The organism is Streptomyces sp. NPDC002044 (assembly GCF_040296725.1).
Lineage (GTDB): Bacteria > Actinomycetota > Actinomycetes > Streptomycetales > Streptomycetaceae > Streptomyces > Streptomyces antarcticus.
In genome coordinates, this window is record NZ_JBEOXU010000039.1 from 16,149 (window position 1) to 42,686 (window position 26,538).

Here is a 26,538-nt window from a genome sequence, read left to right on the forward strand (position 1 = left end):
GTGATCACTTCACTTCGTCGATCGGACAGAGGAGGGGAGGGCGGGAGCGCCCAGGAGGGCGACGGGCTTGGGGGAGGGGGGAGCGGGCTGGTCGGACAGCGTGTCGAAGTCGACCAGCCCGCTCTCCTCCAGCACCGAGATGTGGTCCAGGACGGTGGCGTTGGCGGACGTGGCGAGGGCGCGGACCATGGAGTTGCGGGTCTGGGCCCGGATGGCGGCCACGAGCGCGAAGACCTTGCCGTGCGCCCGCCGCAGCAGCTGGACGAACACCCGCTCGTACGGCTCCCCTTGAGCCGCCCGCGTCATCTGCGCGAGCCAGTCCTGCTGCTGTGCGGTCGGCTGGTCGGGCAGGGCGACGCCGAGGGCCTGGCCGACCTGGATGACCTGACGGTCGAGCTCCGTGTGGCCGTCGACCAGGTGGTCCCCCGCCGTTCGGATGGAGGGCCGGGTGCCGCGCTGCTGGGCCTGCTTGCCCGCGGGCAGTTCCCACAGTCCGGCCAGGCGCACCTTCCGTATGAAGTCGCGGTCCGCCGGGGTCAGCGGCCCGTACGCCGTACTCATGATCCCTGCGCCGTCGTCGTCGCCGGCCGGTCCCGCCGCCGCGGCAGAGGCGCGGCCGCCGAAGCTGTCCACGGGGATCAGCAACGCGATCAGCGTGACGGCGAGGGCGGCGATGACGACACCGCTTCCGATCGTGTATCTCGTGGCCACCGACAAGCCGCTGGCGGAACGCCGCCGGAATGACAGCACTGTGCCTCCTTGCTCAAGGGCCGGGAGGGGTGCGGGGGCTGGAGGTTCCGCACGTGCCGTGCGGTGCACGCCCGCATTCCCGGGGTGCCACGGGACGCTAGTGCCACATGTGGTGCCGTCACCGTCGGACCATCACCATTGGATAAACATCCGGGCGATCACTCGGAAGGCTGGTACATTGCCGCGTCCCCCACCGGAACCGAACCACCGCTCAGGCCCGCAGATCGACGCGCCCCGCCTCCCCACTGCTCGAAGGTCACGGCGGAGGACCGGGACACGGCGTTCTCGGCCCTCAGCCCGAGACGGCCTCGGCCCAGCCGCGGTTGACGGCCTCTCTGGCCTTCGCCGTCTGCGCCTCCGTCGGAAACGTCGGCGTGCCCTCGACCGTCGGCAGCTTCTCGGCTGCGGCCTTGTCGAGGGTGCCGTCCTTCTCCATGGCATCCATGAGGACGGGGCGCGCATAGGCGCCGAGCCGGAGGTTCTGGCCTTCCGGGCTGAAGAGGTACTCCTGCCACAGACGTGCCGCCGCGGGGTGCGGGGCGTCCTTGTTCACCCCGTTCGCGTAGTACTCGGCGAAGCTGCCGTCGAAGGGGATGGCGGTCCGCCAGTCGACGTCCGCGCCCTTCTCGCGGAATTCGTCGGCGTATCCGAGGTTGAGGAAGTCCCAGTCGATGCTGATCGGGGTCCGGCCCTTCGCGATCGTGGCCGGTGAGGAGGGGACCGGGATGTAGTTGCCGTTCCTGCTGAGCTCGGCGAAGAAGTCGATGCCGGGCTGGATGTCGTCGAAGGAACCTCCGTTCGCCAGGGCCGCCGCATAGACTCCGGCGAAGGCGGAGCCGGATTTGGTGGGGTCGCCGTTGAGCGCGACCTGGCCCTTGTACTCGGGCTTGCGCAGATCGGCGAAGGTCGCGGGGCAGGTCTTGACGCGCCTGGCGTCGCAGCCGATCGAGATGTAGCCGCCGTAGTTGTTGTACCAGCGGGCCTTCGGGTCCTTCTGTTCCCCGGGGATCCGGTCGAACGCGGCGACCTCGTACGGAGCGAGCAGGCCCTGCCGGGCCGCGGACTGCGCGAACGATTCCCCTACGTCGACCACGTCGGGGGCGCGGCCGTCGCTTCTGTGTTCCTTGAGGGCGTTGATCTCGTCCTGGCTGGTGCCTTCCGGGTTCTCCACCGTGACCTTGATCCCGTACTTCTTCTCGAAGCCGTCGATCAGTGCGCCGTAGTTGGCCCAGTCCCTCGGGAGCGCGATCGTGTTGAGCGAGCCCTCCTTCTTCGCCGCGGTGGTCAGTGCTGCCATGCCGCCGGCGTCCGCGGCCGAGGTGGCCACCGCGGGTGCTCTGGGCGCGGCGGTGGGCTCGTCTCCGCAGGCAGCGAGGGGCGCCGCCGCGAGGGCCAGGCAGGCGGCGACAGAGGCTGTCCGGAGACGGGGTGTGGGCACAAAGGCTCCATAACGTCGCGTACTGATCGAGGCAAGCGTACGTTCGGCCGCCTCGCCCGCGCAGTCCCGGACCGTGGTGTTCGCTGTCTTCCTGCGGCTGCCGTACCGGTGCGTACGTTAGAACCCCTCGTCGGCCCACCCGGCCAGGAGGGCCTCCCCGAGGTCCGCCGCGGGCGGCGCGGCCCCGTCGTGGAGGACCTGCTCGCTCCAGATGATCTTCCCGCGGGCGGTGTAGCGGGTGCCCCAGCGCTCGGCGAACTGCGCGACGAGAAACAGGCCGCGGCCCCCCTCGTCGGTGGCCTCGGCCCGGCGCAGGTGCGGGGAGGTGCTGGAGCCGTCGGAGACCTCGCAGATCAGGCTGCGGTCGTGCAGCAGCCTCACCCGGATGGGCTCGGTGCCGTAGCGGATGGCATTGGTGATCAGTTCGCTGAGGATGAGTTCCGTGGTGAAGGCGATGTCCTCCAGGCCCCAGTCCGCCAGCCGGCGGGCGCACGCGTTGCGCACCGGGGACACCGCCGCGGGCTCGGGTCGCACCTCCCACTCGGCGATCCGCGAGGGGTCCAGCAGGCGGGTGCGGGCCACCAGCAGCGCGACGTCGTCGCCGGGTCTGGCGTCCAGCATCGTGTCGATCACCGCGGTGCACGTTTCCTCCGGGGTGCGGGCGGGCCCGGCCAGGGCGGCGCGCAGCGCTGCCAGGCCCGCGTCCGGATCGCGGTCGCGGCTTTCGATGAGCCCGTCGGTGAAGAGCGCCAGCCGGGAGCCTTCGGGCACGGTGACCGTCACGGTCTCCATCGGCAGACCCGCGCCCAGGCCCAGCGGCGGGGAGACCGGCACCTCGGGGAAGGACACGGTTCCGTCGGGGCGGACCAGAGCGGGACCGGGATGCCCGGCGGTGGCGGCCGTCACCTGCCCGGAGACGGGATCGTAGATGGCGCACAGGCAGGTGGCTCCGGTGATCCCCTGCCACTCCTGCTCGTCGGTGTCGATGTGGGTGACCAGCTCGTCCAGGTGGCTCAGGAGTTCGTCCGGGGGCAGGTCGAGGGTGGAGAAGTTGTACACGGCGGTGCGCAGGCGGCCCATGGTGGCGGCGGCGTGGAGGCCGTGGCCGACGACGTCGCCGACCACCAGGGCCACGCGGGCGCCGGGCAGCGCGATGACATCGAACCAGTCACCGCCCACCCCGGCCCGGGCGGGCAGGTAGCGGTGCGCGACCTCGACGGCGGACTGCTCCGGTACACCCCGGGGCAGCAGGCTGCGCTGCAGGGTGACGGCCATGTTGTGCTCGTGGGTGTAGCGGCGGGCGTTGTCGATGGACAGAGCCGCCCGGGCGGTCAGCTCCTCCGCGAAGGACACGTCCTCGTCGTCGAAGGGCGGGGAGTCCCGCTCCCGCCAGTAGCCCGCCATCCCCAGCACCACGCCGCGGGCCCGCAGGGGAACGACGATCAGGGAGTGGATGCCGCGGTCCAGGATCTGCAGGGCGTTGCCCTGGTTCTGGGCCCGCCAGCGGTGGGTGGCGCGCAGGTCCGCCTCCAGGACCGCGCGGCCGCCCGCCAGCCCGATGGCCATCGGACCGGTGGGAGCGAACCGGATCAGCTCGCCGACGGGGGAGAGCGGATGGTCGCCCTGGAGGCCGGCGACGGCGGTGCGGCGCATCTCGGTGACCGCTTCGGGCGGCTCCTCGCCGCGCAGCACCCGGTCCAGCAGGTCGACCGTGACCACGTCGGCGAACCGCGGGACCGCCACCTCCGCCAGTTCCTCCGCGGTGCGCTCCACGTTCAGTGTCGTTCCGACCTGCACCCCCGCGTCGTAGAGCAGCTTCAGCCGCTCGCGGGCCACCTCGGCCCTGCCGGAGAGGGCCCGCAGCTCGGTGGTGTCCCGCAGGGTGACGACGGTCCCGGCCTTCCCGTAGGGGGCGGTGGGCCGGATGTTCACCGCCAGCAGCCGGTCGGCTGCCATGTGCAGCTCGTCGGTCGCGGAACGGCCCGACGCGATCGGACCGGCGATCCCCTCCTCCAGACCCAGGTCCGTGACGGGGCGCCCCTCCGCGTCCACCGGCAGATCCAGCAACCGCCGCGCCTCGTCGTTGGCCAGCAGCAACCGCCCGCCGCCGCCGACGATCAATACGCCCTCTCGCACGGCGTGCAGCACCGCGTCGTGGTGCTCGTACATCCTCGTCATCTCGGCCGGTCCCAGGCCGTGGGTCCGGCGCAGCAGCCGTCGGCTCACCAGAGCGGTGCCGCCGGCGGACAGGGCGAGCACCGCGGCGGCGCTGCCGGCGACGACCGGCAGCTGCCGGTTCACCATGCTCTGGACGTTCTGGACCGTGACCGGGGAGGAGACGACGGCGATGACGCGGCCGTCGGAGTCCTTGACCGGGACCACCGAGACCACGGACTTGCCCAGGGACCCTTCGAACGTCTCGGTGAAGGACCTGCCGGCCGCCGCCTTGGAGAAGGGGCCGACGACGCGCTTCCCGATCTGGCGAGGGTCGCTGTGGGTGAGGGTGACTCCGTCGAGTGAGTACACGTTGATGCCATCGACCCCGGCGATCTTCCGGGCCGCCTCGGCGCTCGGCTGCAGCACCGCGCTCGGGCGGGGGCTGCGCAGGGCCGCGACGATGCCCGGAGATTCCGCGAACGTTCCGGCGGCGGCGAGCGTACGGTTCCGGGCGTCCGACATGGCGGCGCTCCGGGCCTGCACCACGAGCGCCACCACCGCGGCGGTGACGAGAAGCACCACGACGGCCAGCTGCAGGAGGAACACCTCACCGGCCACGCTGCGCACGCTCAGCAGGGAGGACAGGCGCTGCGGCCGCCGTGACGCCTTCTTCCCGGGGGGAGGCGCCTTCTTCCCGAGGCGAGAGGAAGAGCTCGTGGTCGAGTCGAGCAGCCAACGCCGGACCTGTCCAAGGAGGTCGCTCATACTTCATTTTCCAACCTCTACGGGTCATCGGCAGCGGGGAGCGACGGGTGACCGGCAGCAGCGATCCGGGCACCCGCGGGGATCGGTGCACTGCGGTGGCGGCCATGCGGCGGGGCGAGGCAGTCTGTACTCATGAGAGCGCCTGTGCGCTCGCCCCCCGGACCGGGAGCCGGCGGCCACCACCAGGTCCTTTTCGCACTGGCGGAGTGCGTGCCCTTCGTGATCGCCCTGCTGGTGCTCCTCGTCGAGCTCACGCCGGCGCACGTCGTGTACACCGGCCCCCTGCTGGTTGCGACACCCGCTCTGGCGGCGGTGACGATGGGCCCCCAGGGCACGCTCGCGGCGACGGGGGTGGCCGTCGCCGTGAGCGTGACCACCGCCACCCACAACCACGCCTGGGGTGGTCAGCAGGTCTACACGAACTTCCTCGCCCTGTTCCTGGTCTCGGCGGCGAGCTTCATGACGAGCCGCGCCGCGCGCACGCGCCAGGAGAACGAGCTCAACCAGGTCCGCCGGATCGCCAAGGCCGCCCAGGAGGTCCTGCTGCGGCCGGTGCCGGACCGGCTGGGCTCCGTACGGGCGGCCAGCATGTACCTGGCGGCCGAGACGGGCGCGCAGATCGGCGGCGATCTGTACGACGTGGTCCAGACCCGGTACGGGATCCGGATGATCGTCGGGGATGTCCGGGGCAAGGGACTGCCCGCCGTACGGGCCGCCGCGGTCGTGCTGGGCGCGTTCCGGGAGGCCGCGCACTACGAGGACGACCTGGTGGAGGTGATCAACCACTGCGGAGCGGCCCTGCGGCGGGACGCCGCCGTCGCGGGCGCGGGCGCGGGCGTGGGGGTGGGCATGGGCGTGGGCGTGGGCGTGGGCGTGGGCGTGGACGACGGTAACGACGCCCTCCTCGAGGGTTTCGTCACCGCGCTCGTGGCTCAGATTCCCGACGGCCCTCACGTCGAGGTGATCAACCGGGGCCATCCGCCGCCGCTGCTTCTGCGCAACGGCGCGGTCCGGTCCTTGATGCCCACCGCCCCCCTGCCGCCGCTCGGTCTCGAGGAATTCATCAACGGCCCTCCCGGACGCACGGACCGCTATCCGTTCGCACCGGGGGACCGGCTGCTGTTGTGCACCGACGGTGTCATCGAGGCCCGCGACCGGGACAACACCTTCTTCGACCTGCCCGAGGCCATGGTGACCATGCGCGATCACACCCGGCGGGCGTTCCTGGACGGCCTGCGCGAGGCATTGCTCCGCCACACGCAGAGCCGCCTGGCGGACGACGTGGCGGTGGTCCTCCTCGACCGGCGCGAAGCCGAGGGGCACGGGTCGACCGGAGGCCCGGCCCGGGGTCCGCGGTAGACCGGGTCCGCACAGTGCGGAGCGGCCCCTGGGCACCGGCCGTACCGGTGCGTGAAAGACCGGGGAAAGCTGACCGGACAGGCGAATGGTTGTAATCTGCGGGGACCGCCCTTGACCTGCGAAGAGTGGGCAGGGAGCTGACCTTTCGGGAGTTTCGTCATGCTTCGTACCATGTTCAAGTCCAAGATCCATCGGGCCACCGTCACCCAGGCCGACCTGCACTACGTCGGCTCCGTGACCATCGACGCCGATCTGCTGGACGCGGCGGATCTGCTGCCCGGTGAGCTGGTCCACATCGTGGACATCACCAACGGCGCACGGCTGGAGACCTACGTCATCGAAGGCGAGCGCGGGTCCGGGGTCGTCGGGATCAACGGCGCCGCCGCGCATCTCGTGCACCCCGGGGACCTCGTCATCCTCATCAGCTACGCGCAGGTCGAGGACGCGCAGGCACGGGAGTTGAAGCCCCGCGTCGTGCACGTCGACGGCGGCAACCGGATCGTCGAACTGGGCGCGGACCCGTCCGCCCCGGTGCCGGGCACGGACCAGGAGCGCAGCCCGCACGCCGTGGCCGGCTGAGGGGGCGGGCACCGTGCCGGAGACGACGCCGACCGACCGCGCGGGCGGGTGGCACGCGGGACTGCCGCTCGGCTCCGCGGCCGGGGTGCCGCCGGCCGGCACCGCCCCGAGGTGAGCGGCGCCGCCGGCCTGGTCCTGCTGCACACCTCGACCGCGCACGTCCCGGTGTTCGACGCGCTGCGCGACCGGAACCATCCGGGTGCCGTCCTGCGGCACCTGGTGGTTCCCGAGCTGCTGGACCGGGCCCGTGCCGAGGGCCCGGACGCGGTCGCGGCGGAGCTGGCGGCGCTGCTCGCCGCCGCCGGACCGGGGCCCGTGCTGGTCACCTGCTCGACGATCGGGGCGACCGCCGAGTCGCTGGCACCGGCGCTCGGCGCTCCGGTGCTGCGGGTGGACCGTCCGATGGCGGCCGCGGCGGTCCGCGCGGGAGCGCGGATCACCGTGCTCGCGTCCCTCCGGTCGACGCTCGCCCCGACCGCGGCCCTGCTGGCCGAGGAGGCCGCCCGGGCCGGCTGCCGCCCGGCGGCGATCCGTACGCACCTCGTCGCCGGAGCGTGGACCCGCTTCGCCTCGGGCGACCCGGACGGCTGCCGCGCGATGGTGGCCGCGGCCGCCGGCGAGGTGACCGGCGCGGACGTGATCGTGCTGGCCCAGGTCTCCCTGGCCGGCGCCGAGGACCTCGCCGCGACCCGCGTCCCGGTGCTCTCCAGCCCGGCTCCGGGACTCGCGGCCGGGCTGGCCCTGCTCGCCTGAGGCGCCGCCCGTCCCCGAACGCGGGCGCCCCCCGAAGCCACCGGGGGCGCGGTCGACGCCGGGGGCCGGAGGGCGTACGCGCCGCGTTCGGGGGAAGGTGGGACACATGGTGCGAAACGTAGAGCAGACCCAGCCGCCCGTTCCCGGCCCCGGCCCCGATCCCGCCCCTGGACCCAGCCCCTTCCCGGATCCCGCGCCCGTCCCGCGCCCCGCGCCGCCGGTACCCGGCCCCGTGCCCGAGCCGGACCCGATCCCGGCGCCGCCGGGGCCCGCGCCGGTCCCGCAGCCCGGACCCCTGGGCTGAGCCAGGCGCCTGCGCGCGTCCGCCGGTGCGCGTCCGCCGGTGCGCGGACCCCCGCGGGCCCGCGCACGCGCCGGCCCGCGGGGTCCGCGCACGGATTCCCGCGTCAGTTCGTGCCGACCTCGGAGCGGTCGCCGCTCCAGAGCGTGTGGAACGAGCCCTCGCGGTCGGTGCGCCGGTAGGTGTGCGCCCCGAAGAAGTCCCGCTGCCCCTGCGTGAGGGCCGCCGGCAGGCGCTCGGCGCGCAGCGCGTCGTAGTACGCCAGTGACGCCGAGAAGGCCGGCGCCGGGATGCCCTGGCGCACCGCCGCGACGATGACCGACCGCCAGCCGTCCTGGGCCGCCCCGATCTCGTCGGCGAAGTCCGCGTCCGCCAGCAGGCTCGGCAGCTCGGGCCGGGCGTCGTAGGCGGCGCGGATGCGGTCCAGGAACGCCGCCCGGATGATGCAGCCGCCGCGCCACAGCGAGGCCACCGCGCCCGGGTCCACGTCCCAGCCGTACTCCGTGCTGCCGGCCTGGATCTGGTGGAAGCCCTGGGTGTACGAGACGATCTTCGAGGCGTACAGGGCCTCCTCCACCTGCGCCGCGAAGGCGTCGGCCTCCGCCGCCGCGAGCGGGGCGGCGGTGGGACCGCCGAGCCCGCGGGCGGCTTCGCGCAGGTCGGCGTGGCCCGAGACGGCGCGGGCGAAGACCGCCTCCGCGATCCCCGACACCGGTACGCCCAGGTCCAGGGCGATCTGCACGGTCCAGCGGCCGGTGCCCTTCTGCTCGGCGGCGTCGGCCACCACGTCGACGAAGGGGCGGCCGGTCGCGGCGTCCGTGTGCGCGAGCACCTCCGCCGTGATCTCGATCAGATACGAGTCGAGGCGTCCCCGGTTCCACTCCCGGAAGGTCTCCGCGATCTTCGCGGGGGCGTAGCCGGCGACCTCGCGCAGCAGGTGGTATGCCTCGGCGATCAGCTGCATGTCGGCGTACTCGATGCCGTTGTGCACCATCTTCACGAAGTGCCCGGCGCCGTCCGGCCCGATGTGCGAGGTGCACGGCGTGCCGTCGGCGGCCTTCGCGGCGATCTTCTCCAGCAGCGGGCCGAGGGACTCGTACGACTCCTTCGAGCCGCCCGGCATGATGCTGGGGCCGAGCAGCGCGCCCTCCTCGCCGCCCGAGATGCCCACGCCCACGAAGTGGATGCCCTGCTCGCGCAGCTCCTTCTCCCGGCGCCGGGTGTCCTCGAAGTGCGCGTTGCCGCCGTCGATGATGACGTCGCCCTCCTCCAGGAGCGGGGCGAACTCGCGGATGACGGCGTCCGTCGGCTCCCCGGCCTTCACCATGATGACGAGGCGACGGGGGCGCTCCAGCGCGTCGACGAACTCCTTCGCGGAGGTGGCCGCCACGAAGGAGCCCTCGTGGCCGAACTCCTCCACGAGCGCCGTGGTCTTCGCGGTGGTGCGGTTGTGGACGGCGACGGTGAATCCGTTGCGGGCGAAGTTGCGGGCGAGGTTGCTGCCCATGACCGCGAGGCCGGTGACGCCGATCTGGGCTGTGCTGGTGCTCATGATGCGCTCCTGCGTGCTTCGATGTGCGGGGAGCACCGACGCTACATCGACGCGGCCGCCGGACGATCACTTACCGGGTGAGAGCCGGTCAATTCCCCCTGGAGAGCGGCCCGTTGCGCCTCTTGCCACAGTCGGGCGGTGACGTTAGGTTGTGCGGTTCCTGATGTCTTCAATGGGGGCTCGCATGGGTGTACGGGGCCGGCACCGCCGGTACCAGCCGAGCAGCATCAACCGGGCCTCGCTCGCCGTCACCGCCGGTGGCGCCGGGATAGCGCTCCCTCTCATCGGCGCCGGAGTCGCCCAGGCAGCATCGGTGGACACCTGGAACAAGGTCGCCACCTGCGAATCCACCAACAACTGGGCCGTCAACACGGGCAATGGCTACTACGGTGGCCTCCAGTTCAGCCAGAGCACCTGGCGGGCCTTCGGCGGCACCGCCTACGCCCCCCGCGCCGACCTGGCCACCAAGGACCAGCAGATCGCGGTCGCGGAGAAGGTGCTCAAGGGGCAGGGCCCGCAGGCCTGGCCCCACTGCGGCAAGACGGCCGGACTCAGCCGCAGCGGTCCGGCGCCCGCCGTCACGCCGAAGGCCCCCGCGTCCGCGCGGGACACCCGGGTCCAGGGGCAGGGCCAGGGGGTGAAGGTGCCGGCACAGCAGGCGAAGGCGCCCGCGCCGCAGACCGCCGCGCCGCAGACCGCCCCGGCCGGCAGGACCGGAGCTCCGGTCCTGCCGAACCCGTACGTCGTCGCCCAGGGGGACTCGCTCTCGGCGATCGCCACCCGCCAGCAGGTCGAAGGCGGCTGGCAGGCGCTGTACGAGACGAACCGGGCCACCGTGGGTGCCGATCCGGACCTGATCTTCCCCGGACAGCGGCTCACCCTGCGCGTCACGGCCGCGCCGCCCGCGCAGAACCCGGAGAAGCCGCCGCGTACGGCCGAACCGGTCAAGCCCGTGGAACCGGCGGCGCAGAAGCAGGCCGAGAAGCAGGCGCCGCCCAAGGCGGCCGAGAAACCCGCGGAGAAGCCGGCGGCGAAACCGGCCGCGAAGCCGGCCGCTAAGCCCGCCCCGAAGCCGGCGGCGCAAGCGCCGTCAGCGCAGCAGCAGCCCGCGTCGGGGGGATACTCCGCGCCCGTCGACGCCGCCCTCGGCACCGCGTACCGCGTCGCGGGGTCCTCCTGGTCCAGCGGCTACCACACGGGCATCGACTTCCCGGTGTCCACCGGCACCACCGTCAAGTCCGTCGGGCCGGGCCAGGTCGTCTCCGCCGGCTGGGCCGGGGCCTACGGCTACCAGGTCGTCATCCGGCACACCGACGGCCGGTACTCCCAGTACGCCCACCTGTCGGCGCTCGGCGTGAAGGACGGGCAGCAGGTGTCCGGCGGCCAGCGCATCGGGCGCTCCGGTTCGACCGGCAACAGCAGTGGCCCCCACCTGCACTTCGAGATGCGCACGGGAGAGGGGTACGGCTCCGACATCGACCCCCTCAAGTACCTCCGGGGTCACGGGGTCCGCATCTGACCCGCGCACGTGCGGCGGCACGGCCGTGAGCAGTACCAGGCCGGCCGCCGCGACGGCGGCACTGGCCATCGCGGCGGCCGTGCCCGCCACCCCGTACCGGAAGCCCTCGTCGAACAGGGAGATGCCGACTGCCGCCGCGACCACCGGGTTGACCACGGTCACGGTGGCCAGCGGCGCGGTCAGTCCCGCGCCCCGGTAGGCGGCCTGCGACAGCAGCAGCCCGGCGCCCGCCAGTACGGCGACGGCGGTCAGGTCCGGCCACAGCGCGATCAGGGCGCCCGGGGCGAAGGACTCGGCCACCGACTTGGTGAACACCGAGGCCATGCCGAAGGCCGTACCCGCGGCCGCCGCCAGCAGCACGCTGCGCAGCACCGCCCGCCGCATCCGGTGCGCCGCCAGGAACAGCGCGGCCACCCCGGCCCCGGTGACCGCGAGCAGCAGGCCGCGCTCACCGCCCGCGAGTGACTGCCCCGACCTGTCGTCCCCGCCGGTCAGGGCCAGCAGCCCGACCAGGCCCGCGGTGGCCAGTAGCGCCCCGCGCCAGGCCGCGGCGCCCGCCCGGCGCCGTACGAAGACCGCCGCCATGGGCAGGGCGAAGACGATGGTGAGTGCGCCGAGCGGCTGGACCAGGCTCAGCGGCCCGTACGCGAGCGCCACCACGTGCAGCAGTGCGCCGAGGCCGTTGAGCCCCACCGCGATCCACCAGACGCCGTGGTGCAGTGGCGCGTACGCGCGGTGGTCCGCCGTGGGCGTGCTCGCCGCGACCCGTTCCTGCACGATCGCGCCGCCCGCGTACGCCAGGGCGGACACGAGGCACAGCAGGACCGACAGCGCCAGTGCACTCATGAACTCCACAATGCCCGACCCGGGCGCGCTATTCCTCACCCCACAGGGGGTCACGGGTCATACTCCGGGCGTAGTACGGGAGTACGCCCACACCCCGCGGGGGCCCTCCGCCGCCGCGAGCGGCAGGGAACAGGTGTCCGCGCGCGGAAGCGGAGTGTGACGAAACCCTCCCTACCGTGACAGTCCGCTCGCGGTGCGTGAGGGGCACGGGAGCGGGTTTGTCTCCGGGCGCGTGGCGTCCGTACAGTTTCCCTTTTGGGGACTTCCGCAGCAGGCGGATGCGGACGAGTGAGCAAGGAACGACAGCGGCCATGACGGTGACCGAAGACAGTCAGGACTACGGGCACGCCTACGGACCGGGCATCGACCCCGAGCGGCTGGCCCTTTGCCTCAGCGTGCTCGACGAGCTGGACAAGCTCGACGTCGACCACCCCGACGCGGTCACCGTACGCCGCGCCACCGCGGGTCTCTACCGCACGGTCAAGCAGCGCCGCCGCCAGGACCGCCGCGCCGCCAAGACCGCCAACGACAAGGCCGTCACCGAGGCGACCGCGACCGGCTCCGCCGAGCGCATCGACGACGAGACGCAGGGCAACGCCCTGACCGCCGCCGCCAAGGGTCCGATCGCCGGAATACTCCAGCGCCCGCGCTCCTGCTACGTCTGCAAGACCCGCTACGTCGAGGTCGACGCGTTCTACCACCAGCTCTGCCAGGACTGCGCCGCCTTCAACCACGCCCGCCGCGACGCCCGCACCGACCTGACCGGCCGCCGTGCGCTGCTCACGGGCGGCCGCGCCAAGATCGGCATGTACATCGCGCTGCGGCTGCTGCGCGACGGCGCCCACACCACGATCACCACGCGCTTCCCGGGTGACGCGGTCCGCCGCTTCAAGGCGATGCCCGACAGCTCCGAGTGGCTGCACCGACTCAAGATCGTCGGCATCGACCTGCGCGACCCGGCCCAGGTCGTCGCGCTCGCCGACTCGGTCGCCGCCGAGGGCCCGCTCGACATCCTGATCAACAACGCCGCGCAGACCGTCCGCCGCTCCCCGGGCGCCTACAGCGAGCTCGTCGCCGCGGAGAGCGCCCCGCTCCCGGCCGGCGAGCTGCCCGCCTCGGAGGTCATCGGCACCTTCGGCAGCGGCACGGTCGACCGGGTGGCGGCCCTGCCCACCGGCAAGGGGGAGAAGCTCAGCGCCCAGGACATCACCGAGCTGGCGCTCGTCTCCGGTTCCGCCTCCCTGGAGCGGATCGCGGCGGGGACCGCCATCGACGCGGGCGGCCTCGTCCCGGACCTGCACGACACGAACAGCTGGATCCAGACGGTGTCCGAGGTGGACCCGATCGAGCTCCTCGAAGTGCAGCTGTGCAACTCCACCGCGCCGTTCATCCTGATCAGCAAGCTGCGCCCGTCCATGGCCGCGGCCGAGGCCGGCCGCCGGTACGTGGTCAACGTGTCCGCGATGGAGGGCGTCTTCAGCCGCGGCTACAAGGGCGCCGGCCACCCCCACACCAACATGGCCAAGGCCGCGCTCAACATGCTGACGCGCACCAGCGCCCAGGAGATGTTCCAGAAGGACCAGATCCTGATGACCGCCGTCGACACCGGCTGGATCACCGACGAGCGCCCGCACCCCGACAAGATCCGGCTGGCGGAGGAGGGCTTCCACGCCCCGCTCGACCTGGTCGACGGCGCGGCCCGGGTCTACGACCCGATCGTCCGCGGCGAGCTCGGCGAGGACCTGTTCGGCGTCTTCCTGAAGGACTACGCGCCCGCGAACTGGTAGTCCCGGCCCGTCCCGCGCGTTCCCGACCGCCCCCCTCGGCCTGCCGAGGGGGGCGGTCGCGTATTCGTTCGTCCGTGCGCGTCCGGCGGCGCGCCCGGCCGCGGCCTCACCCGGACGGAGCAAGAGGTCCAGACCATGAACAGGGCCTGCGATCTGGAGTTCTTCCCCGAACGGGCGCGGTCCGCGCAGCGGCCCCGGCGTGCGGAGCGCATGCTCGACCTGACGAGCCGGGTCCCCGCCGCGGCAGGCGTGGAGGAGATCTTTCAGCTCCTGCACGGCGGTGACGTACGGCAGTTGGAACTCCGGCACCCCGGACCCGGCCGCCGTCCCCACTCCGTCGCTCCGCGGGAATCCGGCGTCGAGCGCACCACCCGCACGGGACCGAGCGGCGCCCGTCGTGGTCCGGCGAGTGACCGGCACTGGGCCGATCGGCTCACGACTTCACGAACTCGGGACGAAATCCAGAGGAAGGAACGGATTTTGCCTTTCCATCGAGCGGGGGTCCGCTCATATGTGTACTCTGAGGGGCATCAAGTCGGCCCCCACCCGGGCCGCGCTCCACCAAGGCGCCACCGCGTCCGGAAGCCCTTTATCCCTTGCCCGGCGCGCGGTCCCGCCTGCCGGGTTACGCGACACAAAGGAGTGCGCGGTGACAGAGACGACGCAACCCGAACCGATGGTCCTGGAGCGAACGGGATGGCGGGCCAGCACCCGCACCGACGAGCTCGGCAGCCTCGAAGTCTGGGCCCTGTCGGCCCCGATCCGACTGGCGGGCTACGAGGACGACCCGGCGGAGTCGCACATCCTGCGCGGCATCGACTAGTCCGGAGCGAAGCCACAGCGAACGCCCCCCGCGCGAACCCGCGCCGGGGGCGCCGCCTTGTCCGGATCCGCGCGGAGCGCCGCCGACCGCTCGGCGGTGCCCGGGAGTTCCCGTTCCGCGTACGCCGGGAGCGTCATCGCTGACAGCGATCACCGCTTCCGCCGCGTCGGGAGGACCGGGCACGCTGGGCCCATGAAACTGCTGATGCTGGGTGGGACCGAGTTCGTCGGACGTGCGATCACCGAGGACGCCCTGAACCGGGGCTGGGAGGTGACCGTCTTCCACCGCGGGCACCACGCGCCCCCGGGCGGCGCCACCGCGGTGCACGGTGACCGCACCGCCCCCGGCGGCCTGGACGCGCTGGCCGAGGGGGAGTGGGACCTCGTCGTCGACACCTGGGGCGGCGCGCCCACCGCGGTCCGCGACAGCGCGGCCCTGCTGCGCGACCGGGTCGGACGGTACTCCTACATATCGAGCCGCTCCGTGTACGCCTACCCGGCCCCGGCCGGGCTCGACGAGGACGGCCCGCTGGTGGCCGGTTCGCCCGACGCGGACGCCACCACCTACGCCGAGGACAAGCGGGGCGCCGAGCTGGCCGCCCTCGACGCCTTCGGCGACCGGGCCCTCCTGGTGCGCGCCGGGCTGATCCTCGGCCCGTACGAGAACGTCGGCCGGCTGCCCTGGTGGCTGAACCGCACCGCGCGCGGCGGGCCGGTGCTCGCCCCCGGTCCGCGCGAGCTGCCGATCCAGTACATCGACGTACGCGACCTGGCGCGCTGGACCCTGGACGCCTCGGTGGCCGGCCGCTCCGGCGCGTACAACCTGGTCTCGCCGGTCGGGCACGCCACGATGGGCAGCCTCCTCGACGCGTGCGCGGCCACCACCGGCGGCCGCGCCGACCTGCGCTGGACCGATCCGGACCGCATACAGGAGGCCGGGGTGCAGCCCTGGACCGACCTCCCCGTCTGGGCGCCGGCGGGGGAGGGCCACGACTTCATGCACGGCGGCAGCGTCGCCAAGGCCCTCGCGGCGGGCCTCACGTGCCGCCCGGTCGAGGAGACCGTCACCGACACCTGGGCCTGGCTCGGGGAGATCGGCGGGACGCCGCCGCAGCGCCCCGACCGGCCGGCCCCGGGCATCGACGCGGCCCGGGAGGCCGCGCTACTCGGGCTCTGAGGCGGCGGCGTCGGCCAGGCGGGTCGGCGGCAGGTACTCGCGTACCAGCGTCCGGTGCCACCAGGCCCCCGTCTCGCGGAGCTCGCGCCAGGTGGTGAACCGGTAGCGGTACAGCAGGGCCCGCACGTACACGGGCGGGGCGTCCGGGAAGGGATTGTGGCCCAGCAGCCGCAGCGTGTCCCGGTCGCCCGCCAGCAGCCGTTCCGTGAACGGCCCGAACCAGTCCCGGGCGTATCCGGGGGAGAGCGCCGCGAACCACATCAGCCAGTCCAGGCGCAGGTGGTACGGGGCGAACTGGCGCGGCAGCCTGCGCGGACGGCCCGGTTTGCCCTTGAAGCCGTACTCCCGCCAGGCCCCCTCGGGACGCGGCACCCGGTCCGCGGTGCCCTCCACCACCACCTCCTCCCGGACACGGCCCACCGAGCCGAACGCCCCGTAGGCGTTCACGAGGTGCAGCGGGTCGAAGGAGCGGTTCATCACCTGGCGGCGCGAGACCATGTTGAGCACCGGACGCCGGCTGAGCACCAGCACCAGCGCGGTCACCGTGCAGACCAGGACCGCGAACCACACCGGAGCCGGCCGCGAGGCGGCGGCCGGCGGCGCGCCCGCCAGGCCGGCGAAGTCCACGGCCGACAGGGCGAGCGTGATCGTCAGCCAGTTCAGCCAGGCGAAGTTCCCCGACAGGACCAGCCACAGCTGCGTGGCGATCACCGCCCCGGCGGCGTACGACGCCACCGGCTGCGGGGTGAACAGCAGGACCGGCAGCGCCAGTTGGGTCACGTGGTTGGCCGCGCACTCCACCCGGTGCAGCGGTTTGGGCAGGTGGTGGAAGAACCAGCTCAGCGGCCCCGGCATCGGCTGCGTCTCGTGGTGGAAGTACAGGCAGGTCAGCCGGCGCCAGCAGGGATCGCCGCGCATCTTGATCAGGCCGGCTCCGAACTCCACCCGGAAGAGCACCCACCGCAGCAGCCACAGGACCAGCACCGGCGGCCCGGTCCGCGCGTTGCCGAGGAAGACGGCGAGGAAGCCCGCCTCCAGCAGCAGCGACTCCCAGCCGAAGGAGTACCAGGTCTGCCCCACGTTCACGATCGACAGGTACAGCGCCCACAGCAGCGCCCACATCCCCATGGCCGCACCCAGCGGGACCCGGTCCCCGGCGCCCGCGGCCAGCGCCGCCGCGAGGGCGGCCCCCGTCCAGGCGCAGCAGGCGAAGAGCCGGTCGGAATAGCGGAGTTGGAACAGGCTGGGGGCGCGCCGGAAGGGCACGTCCCGCACATGGCGCGGAACGGGCAGCATGCCCCGGGCCCCGATCAGGGCCCGGAACTGCAGGGCGGCCCCGACGAAGGCGAAGAGGTAGACGCAGGCCAGGGCCCGTTGGAAGACCAGCCGGGCCAGCCAGTATCCGGGCGCGGTGAACCAGTCCATCACCTCCAGTATCGGCCCGGTCAGGCGGCTGCGGCCAGCGCGCGGACGTGCCGGCCGAGCCGGCGGGCGTAGCGCAGCTGCAGGAAGGGGACCACCGGGCCGGCGAGGCGGGTGTACCAGCGCCCCGGCCGGCTGAAGGCCGTCACCGTGAACCAGACCCCGCCTTCGGAGTCCCGCTCCACGACGAAGGACTCCTCCCCGCACTCGGGGTGGCCGTCCAGGGTGCCGTAGGCGAATCCGACCCGCGTGGGCTCGTACGCCGTCCAGATCACCCGGCACGGAGCCGTGATCCGCAGGGGACCGAAACCGATCCCGACCTCGACACGGGCCCCGGGGCGCGCGTCGGCCGCGTCGGACCGCACCCGCATCCCCGCGGACCGGTGCGCGAGGAAGGTGGTCACCGCGGTCCCGGCCGTCTCGAAGGCGGCCTGTCCGTGACCGACCCGGGTGCGGTGGCGCAGGTGGTGGTAGCCGTCGGGCAGTGGCTGCCGGGCCGTGGCGCCCCGGTCGGGGTAGTTGACGGTGTCCCGGCCGGCGCTGATGAGGCGGGTCATGGGGTCATCTCCTGTCGGTCTGCGGTCAGTCGGCGCCAGGCCAGCACCGAGCACAGGGCGAATCCGAGGGCGTTTCCGAGGCCGTGGGTCGCGGCCATCCAGGTCAGCGTGGGGTGGGGGAGGCCGGTCGCTTCGCCCACGGCCCACCACAGGGCGAGCAGCATGGTCGCCACCAGGACCGCCGACGAGGCGGCGAGCAGGGTCCGCGTGGTCCGGTCGCGGCCTCCGGGACGGATCTCCCGCCAGGTGAGCAGGGCCACGGCCCACATTCCGCCGGTCAGTACCACCGCTCCGGCGAGCTCGGCCCAGTCATCGGCGAAGTAGCCCGCGAGCACGAGCAGGGTGCCCGCCGGGACGCTGTACGCGGCCCAGCGTGCGAGGCCCGCCGCCGGACCGGTGCGCAGGGTCCGGCAGACCAGCCCGGCGACGAGCGCGGCCGTGAACCCGGCGAAATGGAAATGCGGCACGGTCAGGGCCAGGACGTCGAGGCCGAAGCCGAACAGCCGGTACCCCGCGCGCTCGGCGACCAGCGCGGTCGCGGCGATGGCGGGCGACGCGAGGGCGGTGGCCACGGCGACGTCGGCCGGGGCGAGTGGACGGTCCCGCGGCAGCCGGGCCGGTATCCGCGCCGCCAGGGCGACGGTGGCCGCCGCGTAGAGCGCGGCGAGAACGGCGGCGGGCGCGCCGCGGGGCAGCCACAGGCACAGGGCGCCGGGAGCGGCGAGCAGCGGCCAGAGGCGGGCGGTCCGGCGGAGCCCGGCGGGGTCGATCAGCCGGAGGCCGGCGGGAACGACGTGGAGCATGCCCAGGGTGACGATGAGGTTCACCAGTACGGTCACGGCGGAATCCCCCCGAGGCGCGGCCGAACACCTTGAACGCGTTCAACTCACAGTCGTCAGCGTACGAGGTTCCTTGAACATGTTCAAGAAGGTTCGAGAAGGGTGAAGGAGGCGGGTGGTCCCGCGCCAGGAGCCCCGGCCCGGTGGTCCTTCCGTGCGCCGCTCGTACTCCGGCCGGTCGCCGACCGCGCCGCTCCGGTTGCGGCACTCCCGCTGATGCGGCAGACAAGAGGCAGCAACCGGGGCGAAAAGGGAGACGCACGTGCACGCACCGAAACCTCCGACACCTCGTCAGGCGCCACGCCGTCACGCGCCCGCGGGCGCCGCCCTCTTCGCGGTCCTCGGACTGTTCGCCGCCGCCTGCGGCGGTTCCGGGGAGCCCGTGGGCAGGGCAGGCGCCGAGAGTCAGGAGCTCCACCTCCAGCCCGTCGGCGCGGCGGGCTCCGACCCGTTCACCGCCTCCTCCGCCACCCGCGAGTCCGCCCCCGTCCAGCCCCCGCTGCCCAACCCGACCGGCCGGGGCATCCGCACCGTCAACGCGGCCACCCCCGGCCTGTACGGCGGAACGCAGCGCCTCGGCAGCTGCGACGTGGAACAGCAGGTCACCTTCCTCACCGCCGACAACGCCAGGGCCCGCGCCTTCGCCGAGGTCTCCGGCGTCGAACAGGCGGGGATCCCCGACTTCCTGCGCGGCCTCACGCCCGTCGTGCTCCGCGCCGACACCCGGGTCACCAGCCACGGCTTCCGCGGAGGCCGCGCCGACGCCTTCCAGTCCGTGCTCCAGGCCGGCTCCGCCGTGCTCGTCGACGACCACGGCATGCCCCGCGTCCGCTGCGCCTGCGGGAACCCGCTGCTCGCCCCCCGAGCCGCCAAGGGATCCCCGGTGCACAAGGGCGACCAGTGGGACGGCTACCAGCCGAACCAGGTCGTCGTCATCGAACCCACCATCCAGGTGATCAACAACCTAGTGATCGTCAACGTCGCCGACAACACCTGGATCGAGCGCAAGTCCGGCGACGACGGCGCCCAGGACCGGACGCCCCGGACGCCACCCCCCTACGACCCCGCCGACGGCATCCCCGACGGGCCCGCCACCCCGACCGGGCCGGGCGACCCCTGCCCCAGCCCCGTCACGAACAGCCTGGCCCGCACCGCGCCCCCCACCCCGGCTCCCACCGCGCCCGACGCCGCCGCGCCCCCGCCCGACGCGCCCGACGGCCCCGCCGCGCCGGGTGCGCCGACGCCCGGGGCGACCGACTGCCCGCCGAACCGGGAGACGAGCCCTAACCCGGACGCGGACCCCCACGCGAACCCGAACCCGAAGCTGCCGTCGAACCCGGCCGCCCCACCGCAGCGCCCGCCGTCGCAGGCCCCGGCGCAGCCGCCGCTGGAGCCCGACGGCCCGGCCACGCCGAACGACCCGTACGCCGACCCGAACGACCCGTACGCGGCCCCGTCCGACCCGTCAGACCCGTCCGATCCGTACGCCGAACCGTCCGGTCCGCCGGACCCGTACGCCGATCCGTACGCGGACCCGGCCGACCCGTACGGCGTCCCGGACGAGCGGCAATCGCCCCCGGATCCCGACTTCTCGTTGGAGAGCGCCTGACCGGCCCGTGTGTCATGGTGGACCGGTGCCGACCACCGTATCGCTGCCGGACGACTGGCCCGCACACCCGGACCGGTCGCTCCAGCTGAACCGCATGGGCAGCTTCGACTGGGACCTGGTCGCAGGTCTCATGCACCTCGACGAAGCCGCCCTCGACGTCTTCGACACGGCCCCGGGCGAGTACGACGGCCGGCCCGAGTCGCTGTCCTCGCGCGTTCCGCCCGCCGAGGCGACCCGGCTCGACGCGCTCGTCTCCGGCGTCCTCAAGAGCGAGGTCGAGAACTACGGCGCCTACTTCCGCATCCGCTGCCGCGACGGAACCCTGCGCTGGACACACACCCAGGGCCGCGTCCTGCGCGGCCCCGACGGGCGCCCGCACCGGATCATCGGCATCGTGCGCGACGCCACCGAGGAGCTCAGCCACTCGGCCGAGCGCCTCGGGCTCGACGAGGAGCGGCGCAGACAGACGTCCGTGGTCGAGAGCACCACCGCCGCCCTCGCCCACGCCCGGACGGTCAAGGACGTCATCGACGCGCTCGGCGACGCCCACGGCCTGGAACGCCTCGGTTCGATGGGCATGGTGATGGGCCTCGTCGAAGCCGGCCGGATCCATCTGGTGGCCGAAGGACCGGACGGTAGCTTCGTGCCCGGCACCCGCTACACCCGCATCGACGAGCAGTACCCGATGAGCGAGGTCGTCCGCTCGCTCCAGCCCCTCTTCTTCGACTCCGCCGAGGAGTTCGCCGAGGGGTTCCCCGACCTCTGGGCGAAGATCTCGTACATGCGGATCTCGGCGGCCGCCTACCTCCCGCTGATCGCCCAGGCGCGTCCGATCGGCGCCATCGGCCTGCTCTACCAGGACAAGGACGGCTTCACCCAGGACGAGCGGAACCTCCTCGTCGCGCTGGGCAGCAGCATCGCGCAGAGCCTCCAGCGGGCCATGCTGCTGGAACAGGAACACGACCTGGCGGAGGGCCTGCAGCAGGCCATGCTGCCCCGCCGCATCCCGTCCGTCCCCGGCGCCGAGATCGAGGTCCGCTACCGCTCCGCCCGGATGGGCCAGGACATCGGCGGCGACTGGTACGACGTCATCCAGCTGCCCGGCGGCCGCGTCGGGGCGGTCATCGGCGACGTCCAGGGCCACGACACCCACGCGGCGGCGGTGATGGGCCAGCTGCGGATCGTCCTGCGGGCCTACGCCGCCGAGGGCCACGCCCCGGCCACCGTGATGGCCCGGGCCTCGGTCTTCCTGCACGAACTCGACACCGAGCGCTTCGCCACCTGTACCTACGTGGAGGCCGACCTCGCCACGGGCGTCCTCCAGACGGTCCGCGCCGGGCACATCGACCCGCTGCTGCGCACCCGGGACGGGGACTGCCGCAGGGTCCGGGTGGCCGGCGGGATGCCGCTCGGCCTCTCGGCGGAGTTCGGCCGGCTGGAGTACCCGGTGACCACGGTGGAACTCGAACCGGGAGAAACGCTCCTGCTGTGCACGGACGGCCTGGTGGAACAACCCGGCGCGGACCTCGACGACGGAATCCGGCTGCTCGCGTCGCTCATCCGCAGCGGCCCCGCCGACCTGCGGCTCCTGGCGGACCTGCTGTGCGGGGTCGTCGACGAGCGCGGCGGGGCCGACGACATGGCCCTCCTGCTGCTGCGCCGCGACATCGCGGACACCCCGCAGGGCGGCGGCCGCCTCCAGCAGCACGTGGCCCCGGGGGACCCGGAGGCGCTGGTGGCGGCCCGGCACATGATCGGGGCGGCGGTGCGGGCGTGGGGCGCGCGGGAACGGGCCGACGAGATCGAACTCGTCGCGGACGAGCTGATCGTGAACGCCCTGATGCACACGGACGGCCCGGCGATCGTGACCCTGCGCGTCCTGCACGGCCCGCAGCGCCGGCTGCGGGTGGAGGTGGAGGACCGCTCCAGCGCGCTGCCGCGGCGGCGCGAGGCGGGAGAGGCCGGGGTGTCGGGGCGGGGGCTGATGCTGGTGGACCGGCTGGCGGACGTGTGGGGGGTGGAGTCGCGGGGGAGCGGGAAGTGCGTGTGGTGCGAGTTCGTCATGTGAGGTGGCCGACCGGATCCACGACCGCCCCGGCACCACCGGACCGTGTCCCGCCCGCGCATCGGCCGGGTCGGTGTCCCGCTCGCGCTTCGGCCGGGCCGACGGCAGTCTGGAGGCATGCCGGAGCTGCCTGAGGTCGAGGCCCTGCGGGAGTTCCTCGACGCCCGCCTCACCGGGCGGGTGGTCGAGCGCGTCCTCCCGCTGGCCGTGAACGTGCTCAAGACGTACGACCCGCCGCTCACCGCCCTGGAGGGCGGGACGGCGGGCGCCACCGCCCGGTACGGCAAGTTCCTGGCCGTGCCGATCGGCGGGCTGTACCTCGTCACCCACCTGGCACGGGCCGGCTGGCTGCGCTGGCATGACACCCCGCCCGCGGGGCCGCCGCGCCCCGGGAAGGGGCCGCTCGCGCTGCGCGTCGTCCTGGAGGGCGGCGGAGCCTTCGACCTCACCGAGGCCGGCACCCAGAAGCGCCTGGCGGTGTACGTCGTGCGCGACCCCCAGGAGGTGCCCGGCATCGCCCGGCTCGGCCCCGACCCGCTCGCCCCGGCCTTCGACCGGCGGACCTTCACGGCGCTGCTCTCCGGGGAACGGCGCCAGATCAAGGGCGTCCTGCGGGACCAGAGCGTCATCGCGGGCATCGGGAACGCCTACAGCGACGAGATCCTGCACCGGGCCCGGGTCTCCCCGTTCAAACTGGCCGCGTCCTTCGACGCGGAGCAGGCCGGCCGGCTCCACAAGGCCGTCGAGGACACCCTGCGCGAGGCCGTGGAACGGGCGCACGGGGTGGCGGCGGGGAACCTCAAGGCCGAGAAGAAGAGCGGGCTGCGGGTGCACGGGCGGGCCGGGGAGCCCTGCCCGGTGTGCGGGGACACCGTCCGCTCGGTGTCGTTCGCGGACTCCTCGCTCGAGTACTGCCCCACCTGCCAGACCGGCGGGAAGCCCCTCGCGGACCGGCGGCTCTCGCGCCTCCTCAAATAGCCGGGCGCTGCGTACACTCCACCACCGTGGCCGAGGAGCAGCCGCCGCCCCGGCGCGAGATCGTCACCGGAGTGCCGCGGGGGACCGGGCGCCGGGCGCCCGCGCACACCCCGGCCCGCTCCGAGATCTCCGAGCAGACCACCCTCGGCGCCACCTACGTACGGGCCCTGATGCGCAGCCAGTTGCGTGCCGGGCTGGCGGCGCTCGCGGCGCTGACGCTGCTGGTGGGGACGCTTCCGCTGGCGTTCCTCCTGCCGCGCGCCACCTCCGGGCCGCTGGTCTGGGCGGCGCTCGGCCTGCTGGTGTATCCGGCGATGTGGCTCATCGCCCGCTGGTACGTCACCCGGGCCGAGCGCAACGAGGCCGATTTCACCGGGCTGGTGACGGACCCGGCACAAGCCCCGCTCCCGCGCCGCCGATCCGCCTAGGGGGTGTCGTGAACGGGTCTGCCCGGGTCTGCCCGGTTCGGTCCGGGGCTGCCGGTGGTCAGAAGAGGTGCATGGCCAAGTGGCCAAGCGGCAGGCCGAGTTGCCAGGCCGGCGTCCACACGCGCGCGTTCTCGTCCAGTCCCGGTGCGATGTCCGCCGGGCCGGGCCTGCCGGGGTCGAGGTTGGTGGCGAACAGCTCGGTGCGGTCCAGCCAGTGCCATGCCGCCCGGGCCAGCTCCAGGTCCGGGTCCTCGCCGCGGCCGCGTTCGCGGGCCTCCTCGCCCAGGGTGAGGAACCTGGTGTGGACCCAGTCGCGCCAGGGGTGCCCGTACGCCGTCAGTGACATCCACTCGTCGAGCTGCGAGACGACGCGGATCCCGGAGAGCTCGCCGGCCGCGTCCGAGAGGTAGATCGTCAGCGCGAGCGTGTCCCGCCCGGCCCGGAACTCCAGGGTGCTGACCGGGATCAGCCGGCCCGTGCGCAGCAGTTCGTCCGCGATGTACTCGGCGTAGAGCCAAGCCATGGGCACCGCTAGCCCGCCGTCACTGGTGCCGTTCGTACCCTCGGGCTGCACCGTTCCACCTTCTCCCGCGCGTCGAGCGTCCCGTCGTCAGCCCCGAGCCTTCCCCGAGCGGCTCGCGGAGCGGGGGATGTTTACTCAACTTGCACGGTCTGATGCCGAATTCGATGCGTTTCATGTCCGGTCCGGTCGGATTTCGGGGCGTTTCCGGTTCCTTCCCCGGGTGTCGCCGGCTCAGGCCCCGAGGCCGTACCCGTACCCCTGGAGGTCTTTGCGGAGGGCCCGGAGGGCGTAGTGCGTACGGGACTTGACGGTGCCCGCGGGGATGCCCAGTTCCGCGGCGGCCTCGGCGACCGAGCGGTCGCGGAAGTACACCTGCATCAGCACCGCGCGGTGCTCCGGTCCGAGGGAGCCCACGGCGCGGCGCACGTCGATCGCCGTGACCGAGCCGGCCACCGCGTCCTCGGGGGCGGGTGCCTGCTCCAGGTCCTCGGCGTCCACCTCCTGGGGCCGCGACATGCGGGCCCGCCGGGCGTCGATCGCGAGCCGCCGGGCCACGGTGAACAGCCAGGGCCGCATCGAATCGTGCCCGCTCGCGAATGCCTCCGGATGCTGCCAGACCCGTACGAGCGTCTCCTGTACGAGGTCCTCGGCGCGCTGGGCGTCCCCGGCGGTGAGGCCGAGCAGGAAACCGAACAGGGCCCGCCCGTGGTCGCGCTGGAGTTCGGCCAGCGCTTCGGGGTGGGTGCGCCGGAGGGTGGGGGAGAGCGGCACGAGGGACTCCTTCCAGGGGCTCGGGGGACGGGCTGAGAGCCGTTGCATCCACCCTGACCTGCACCGGGCCGACCGGGAACCGTCCGGTAGCGGTGGTGCGCCCAACCACCCGACAGATCCGGTGGGCGGCCGCGCGGGGCGCTGAACGGTCGAACGGCGCGGCGAACGGCAGCCGAGCCGAGCGGACCCCGCCGCCATTGGAGTGGGTGCGGGCATGCGGACGGATCCGTTCCTTGACTTGAGTCGTCTCTTTCTGTGGATTGCAGGTGATCGGATAGTCGTATTAATGAGAGCGGGGATCTTGATGACCACGCGCACCCGGCACACCGTCGCCCTCCTGTCGGCCCTCCTCCTGGCGGCCGTCGCCGGCTGCTCGGCCGCAGGGGGGTCCGCACCCGCCCGCCTCGCGGATTCCCCCGGCCCGACGGGCTCCAGCGCCGCCGGGTCCCCCGCCGCCCGGGGCTTCACCCTCGTCGCGAGCGGCGACGTACTGCCGCACACCTCGGTCATCCGGCAGGCGGCGAACGACGCGGACGGCGACGGATACGACTTCAGGCCGATGTTCTCCGAGGTCAAACCACTGGTCTCGGCGGCCGACCTGGCCCTGTGCCACATGGAGACGATCTACGGAGAGGAGGGCGGCCCCTTCAGCGGCTACCCGGCCTTCGTCTCCCCTCCGTCGGTCGCCGACGCGCTGAAGGACGCCGGGTACGACGGCTGCTCCACCGCGTCGAACCACACCCTGGACGACGGCGCAGAAGGGCTGCGCCGCACCCTGGACCGGTTCGACACGGTGGGCCTGGGGCACGCGGGATCGGCCCGGACGGCGTCCGAGGCGGCCACGCCGAAGGTGTACCGGGCGGGCTCCGCCAAGGTCGCCCACCTCGCGTACACCTATGACACCAACGGCTACCCGATGCCCGAGGGCCGGCCCTGGGCGGTCAACCTGATGGACCAGGACAAGATCGTCGCCGACGCGCGGGCCGCCCGGACGGCGGGCGCCGACGTGGTCCTGGTCAGCCTGCACTGGGGCACCGAGTGGGAGACCGAACCGGACGAGAAGCAGCTCTCGCTCGGCAGGGCGCTGACCGGCTCGCAGACCGGCGGACGCCCGGACATCGACATGATCCTCGGCACGCACGCGCACGTCCCGCAGCCCTACGAGAAGGTCAACGGGACCTGGATCGTCTACGGCATGGGCGACCAGGTCGCCGGCGAGATGTTCAACCACTCGGGAGCCCGCGACCTGCGCGGCAACTACGGCTCGATCGGCCGCTTCACCTTCGCCCCGCCGGCCGCTCCGGGACAGCGCTGGCAGGTCACCGGAGCCGAGTTCGTGCCGCAGATGATGGACCTGCGCGCAGGCAAGGTCATCCACCTTCCCCGGAGCCTGGCCGCGCACCCCGGCCGGAGCGACTACGAGGACGCCCGGGACGACATCACCGAGGCCGTGCTCAGCCGCGGCGCCGCCAAGGACGGGCTGAAGGCGGGCCGATAGCCGCCGGCCCCGCCCGCCCGCCGGTCCGCCGCGAGCGGCCGGC

21 protein-coding genes and 1 pseudogene are annotated in these 26,538 nt (G+C 73.4%); 12 read left to right on the forward strand and 10 right to left on the reverse strand.

The features are described 5' to 3' along the window. Positions 1-9 precede the first annotated feature (9 nt). From ABT106_RS13075 to ABT106_RS13085, 3 genes are all read right to left on the reverse strand, one after another. Entirely contained in the window at positions 10-711 is a 702-nt protein-coding gene (locus ABT106_RS13075) for a DUF4142 domain-containing protein (RefSeq protein ID WP_351276026.1), read from the reverse strand. A 331-nt stretch (positions 712-1,042) separates the two neighbouring features. Then, a complete protein-coding gene (locus ABT106_RS13080; RefSeq protein WP_502979341.1) occupies positions 1,043-2,047 on the reverse strand; it encodes an ABC transporter substrate-binding protein in 1,005 nt (334 codons plus the stop codon). A 258-nt stretch (positions 2,048-2,305) separates the two neighbouring features. Next, positions 2,306-5,110 (reverse strand): SpoIIE family protein phosphatase, encoded by a 2,805-nt coding sequence (locus tag ABT106_RS13085; protein WP_351276029.1) that lies wholly within the window; start codon positions 5,108-5,110, stop codon positions 2,306-2,308. A 132-nt stretch (positions 5,111-5,242) separates the two neighbouring features. On the opposite strand from ABT106_RS13085, the gene ABT106_RS13090 reads away from it, so the two are divergent. From ABT106_RS13090 to ABT106_RS13100, 3 genes are all read left to right on the forward strand, one after another. Then, the gene (locus tag ABT106_RS13090) at positions 5,243-6,469 is read left to right on the forward strand and encodes a PP2C family protein-serine/threonine phosphatase (RefSeq protein WP_351276030.1); all 1,227 of its coding nucleotides are present in this window, start codon (positions 5,243-5,245) and stop codon (positions 6,467-6,469) included. Positions 6,470-6,628: 159 nt separating this feature from the next. Next, the gene (panD, locus tag ABT106_RS13095) at positions 6,629-7,048 is read left to right on the forward strand and encodes an aspartate 1-decarboxylase (protein WP_351276031.1); all 420 of its coding nucleotides are present in this window, start codon (positions 6,629-6,631) and stop codon (positions 7,046-7,048) included. A 111-nt stretch (positions 7,049-7,159) separates the two neighbouring features. Beyond that, complete coding sequence (locus tag ABT106_RS13100; protein WP_351276033.1) at positions 7,160-7,801, forward strand: arylsulfatase; 642 nt, start codon at positions 7,160-7,162, stop codon at positions 7,799-7,801. 407 nt (positions 7,802-8,208) lie between these two features. Here ABT106_RS13100 and gnd read toward each other — a convergent pair whose 3' ends face one another. Continuing rightward, positions 8,209-9,654, reverse strand: a complete 1,446-nt coding sequence (gene gnd / locus ABT106_RS13105; RefSeq protein WP_351276035.1) for an NADP-dependent phosphogluconate dehydrogenase — start codon at positions 9,652-9,654, stop codon at positions 8,209-8,211. 184 nt (positions 9,655-9,838) lie between these two features. Here gnd and ABT106_RS13110 point away from each other — a divergent pair, with 184 nt between their 5' ends. Continuing rightward, the gene (locus ABT106_RS13110) at positions 9,839-11,173 is read left to right on the forward strand and encodes a transglycosylase family protein (RefSeq protein ID WP_351276037.1); all 1,335 of its coding nucleotides are present in this window, start codon (positions 9,839-9,841) and stop codon (positions 11,171-11,173) included. 24 nt (positions 11,174-11,197) lie between these two features. Here ABT106_RS13110 and ABT106_RS13115 read toward each other — a convergent pair. Next, a pseudogene (locus ABT106_RS13115) lies at positions 11,198-12,019 on the reverse strand (DMT family transporter); the annotation flags it as partial. A gap of 311 nt (positions 12,020-12,330) precedes the next feature. Between ABT106_RS13115 and ABT106_RS13120 the strand changes: the two are divergent. The 3 genes from ABT106_RS13120 (at position 12,331) to ABT106_RS13130 (ending at position 15,805) form a co-directional block, all read left to right on the forward strand. Next, positions 12,331-13,806 (forward strand): SDR family NAD(P)-dependent oxidoreductase, encoded by a 1,476-nt coding sequence (locus ABT106_RS13120; protein WP_351276039.1) that lies wholly within the window; start codon positions 12,331-12,333, stop codon positions 13,804-13,806. A 649-nt stretch (positions 13,807-14,455) separates the two neighbouring features. Further along, positions 14,456-14,629, forward strand: coding sequence for a hypothetical protein (locus tag ABT106_RS13125; RefSeq protein WP_267722238.1), 174 nt, complete (start codon positions 14,456-14,458; stop codon positions 14,627-14,629). A 192-nt stretch (positions 14,630-14,821) separates the two neighbouring features. Further along, positions 14,822-15,805, forward strand: coding sequence for an NAD-dependent epimerase/dehydratase family protein (locus ABT106_RS13130; protein ID WP_351276041.1), 984 nt, complete (start codon positions 14,822-14,824; stop codon positions 15,803-15,805). Here the strand turns inward: ABT106_RS13130 and ABT106_RS13135 are convergent. From ABT106_RS13135 to ABT106_RS13145, 3 genes are read right to left on the reverse strand one after another with little or no spacing between them, the layout of a single operon-like run. Then, the gene (locus ABT106_RS13135; RefSeq protein WP_351276043.1) at positions 15,791-17,230 is read right to left on the reverse strand and encodes a lipase maturation factor family protein; all 1,440 of its coding nucleotides are present in this window, start codon (positions 17,228-17,230) and stop codon (positions 15,791-15,793) included. The two genes, ABT106_RS13130 and ABT106_RS13135, sit on opposite strands and share 15 nt — an antisense overlap. Before the next feature lie 20 nt (positions 17,231-17,250). Further along, complete coding sequence (locus tag ABT106_RS13140; protein WP_351276045.1) at positions 17,251-17,784, reverse strand: DUF1990 domain-containing protein; 534 nt, start codon at positions 17,782-17,784, stop codon at positions 17,251-17,253. Then, positions 17,781-18,623: a YndJ family protein gene (locus ABT106_RS13145; protein WP_351276047.1), complete on the reverse strand. Its 843-nt coding sequence runs from the start codon at positions 18,621-18,623 to the stop codon at positions 17,781-17,783. The genes ABT106_RS13140 and ABT106_RS13145 overlap by 4 nt, the downstream gene beginning before the upstream one ends. 262 nt (positions 18,624-18,885) lie before the next feature. On the opposite strand from ABT106_RS13145, the gene ABT106_RS13150 reads away from it, so the two are divergent. The 4 genes from ABT106_RS13150 to ABT106_RS13165 all read left to right on the forward strand — a co-directional run bounded on the left by ABT106_RS13150 (position 18,886) and on the right by ABT106_RS13165 (position 23,703). Next, positions 18,886-20,232, forward strand: coding sequence for a DUF6777 domain-containing protein (locus ABT106_RS13150; protein ID WP_351276049.1), 1,347 nt, complete (start codon positions 18,886-18,888; stop codon positions 20,230-20,232). 7 nt (positions 20,233-20,239) lie between these two features. Continuing rightward, a complete protein-coding gene (locus tag ABT106_RS13155; RefSeq protein ID WP_351276051.1) occupies positions 20,240-22,300 on the forward strand; it encodes a SpoIIE family protein phosphatase in 2,061 nt (686 codons plus the stop codon). A 114-nt stretch (positions 22,301-22,414) separates the two neighbouring features. Beyond that, positions 22,415-23,275 (forward strand): Fpg/Nei family DNA glycosylase, encoded by an 861-nt coding sequence (locus ABT106_RS13160; protein WP_351276053.1) that lies wholly within the window; start codon positions 22,415-22,417, stop codon positions 23,273-23,275. Between the two features lie 26 nt (positions 23,276-23,301). Then, complete coding sequence (locus ABT106_RS13165) at positions 23,302-23,703, forward strand: hypothetical protein (RefSeq protein WP_351276055.1); 402 nt, start codon at positions 23,302-23,304, stop codon at positions 23,701-23,703. 58 nt (positions 23,704-23,761) lie between these two features. Here the strand turns inward: ABT106_RS13165 and ABT106_RS13170 are convergent, their stop codons facing one another. Further along, entirely contained in the window at positions 23,762-24,226 is a 465-nt protein-coding gene (locus tag ABT106_RS13170) for a hypothetical protein (protein ID WP_351276057.1), read from the reverse strand. 231 nt (positions 24,227-24,457) lie between these two features. Further along, a complete protein-coding gene (locus ABT106_RS13175; protein WP_351276059.1) occupies positions 24,458-24,997 on the reverse strand; it encodes a sigma-70 family RNA polymerase sigma factor in 540 nt (179 codons plus the stop codon). Between the two features lie 304 nt (positions 24,998-25,301). Between ABT106_RS13175 and ABT106_RS13180 the strand changes: the two genes are divergently transcribed. Further along, the gene (locus tag ABT106_RS13180; protein ID WP_351276061.1) at positions 25,302-26,495 is read left to right on the forward strand and encodes a CapA family protein; all 1,194 of its coding nucleotides are present in this window, start codon (positions 25,302-25,304) and stop codon (positions 26,493-26,495) included. Positions 26,496-26,538: the final 43 nt, after the last annotated feature.

What these genes read in the sequence shown, in the direction of transcription:
- ABT106_RS13080 (WP_502979341.1), bottom strand. Translation starts at nt 2,047, where the DNA reads ATGGCAGCACTGACCACCGCGGCGAAGAAGGAGGGCTCGCTCAACACG.
- ABT106_RS13085 (WP_351276029.1), bottom strand. Translation starts at nt 5,110, where the DNA reads ATGAGCGACCTCCTTGGACAGGTCCGGCGTTGGCTGCTCGACTCGACC.
- ABT106_RS13090 (WP_351276030.1), top strand. Translation starts at nt 5,243, where the DNA reads ATGAGAGCGCCTGTGCGCTCGCCCCCCGGACCGGGAGCCGGCGGCCAC.
- panD (WP_351276031.1), top strand. Translation starts at nt 6,629, where the DNA reads ATGCTTCGTACCATGTTCAAGTCCAAGATCCATCGGGCCACCGTCACC.
- gnd (WP_351276035.1), bottom strand. Translation starts at nt 9,654, where the DNA reads ATGAGCACCAGCACAGCCCAGATCGGCGTCACCGGCCTCGCGGTCATG.
- ABT106_RS13110 (WP_351276037.1), top strand. Translation starts at nt 9,839, where the DNA reads ATGGGTGTACGGGGCCGGCACCGCCGGTACCAGCCGAGCAGCATCAAC.
- ABT106_RS13120 (WP_351276039.1), top strand. Translation starts at nt 12,331, where the DNA reads ATGACGGTGACCGAAGACAGTCAGGACTACGGGCACGCCTACGGACCG.
- ABT106_RS13130 (WP_351276041.1), top strand. Translation starts at nt 14,822, where the DNA reads ATGAAACTGCTGATGCTGGGTGGGACCGAGTTCGTCGGACGTGCGATC.
- ABT106_RS13135 (WP_351276043.1), bottom strand. Translation starts at nt 17,230, where the DNA reads ATGGACTGGTTCACCGCGCCCGGATACTGGCTGGCCCGGCTGGTCTTC.
- ABT106_RS13140 (WP_351276045.1), bottom strand. Translation starts at nt 17,784, where the DNA reads ATGACCCGCCTCATCAGCGCCGGCCGGGACACCGTCAACTACCCCGAC.
- ABT106_RS13160 (WP_351276053.1), top strand. Translation starts at nt 22,415, where the DNA reads ATGCCGGAGCTGCCTGAGGTCGAGGCCCTGCGGGAGTTCCTCGACGCC.
- ABT106_RS13170 (WP_351276057.1), bottom strand. Translation starts at nt 24,226, where the DNA reads ATGGCTTGGCTCTACGCCGAGTACATCGCGGACGAACTGCTGCGCACG.
- ABT106_RS13180 (WP_351276061.1), top strand. Translation starts at nt 25,302, where the DNA reads ATGACCACGCGCACCCGGCACACCGTCGCCCTCCTGTCGGCCCTCCTC.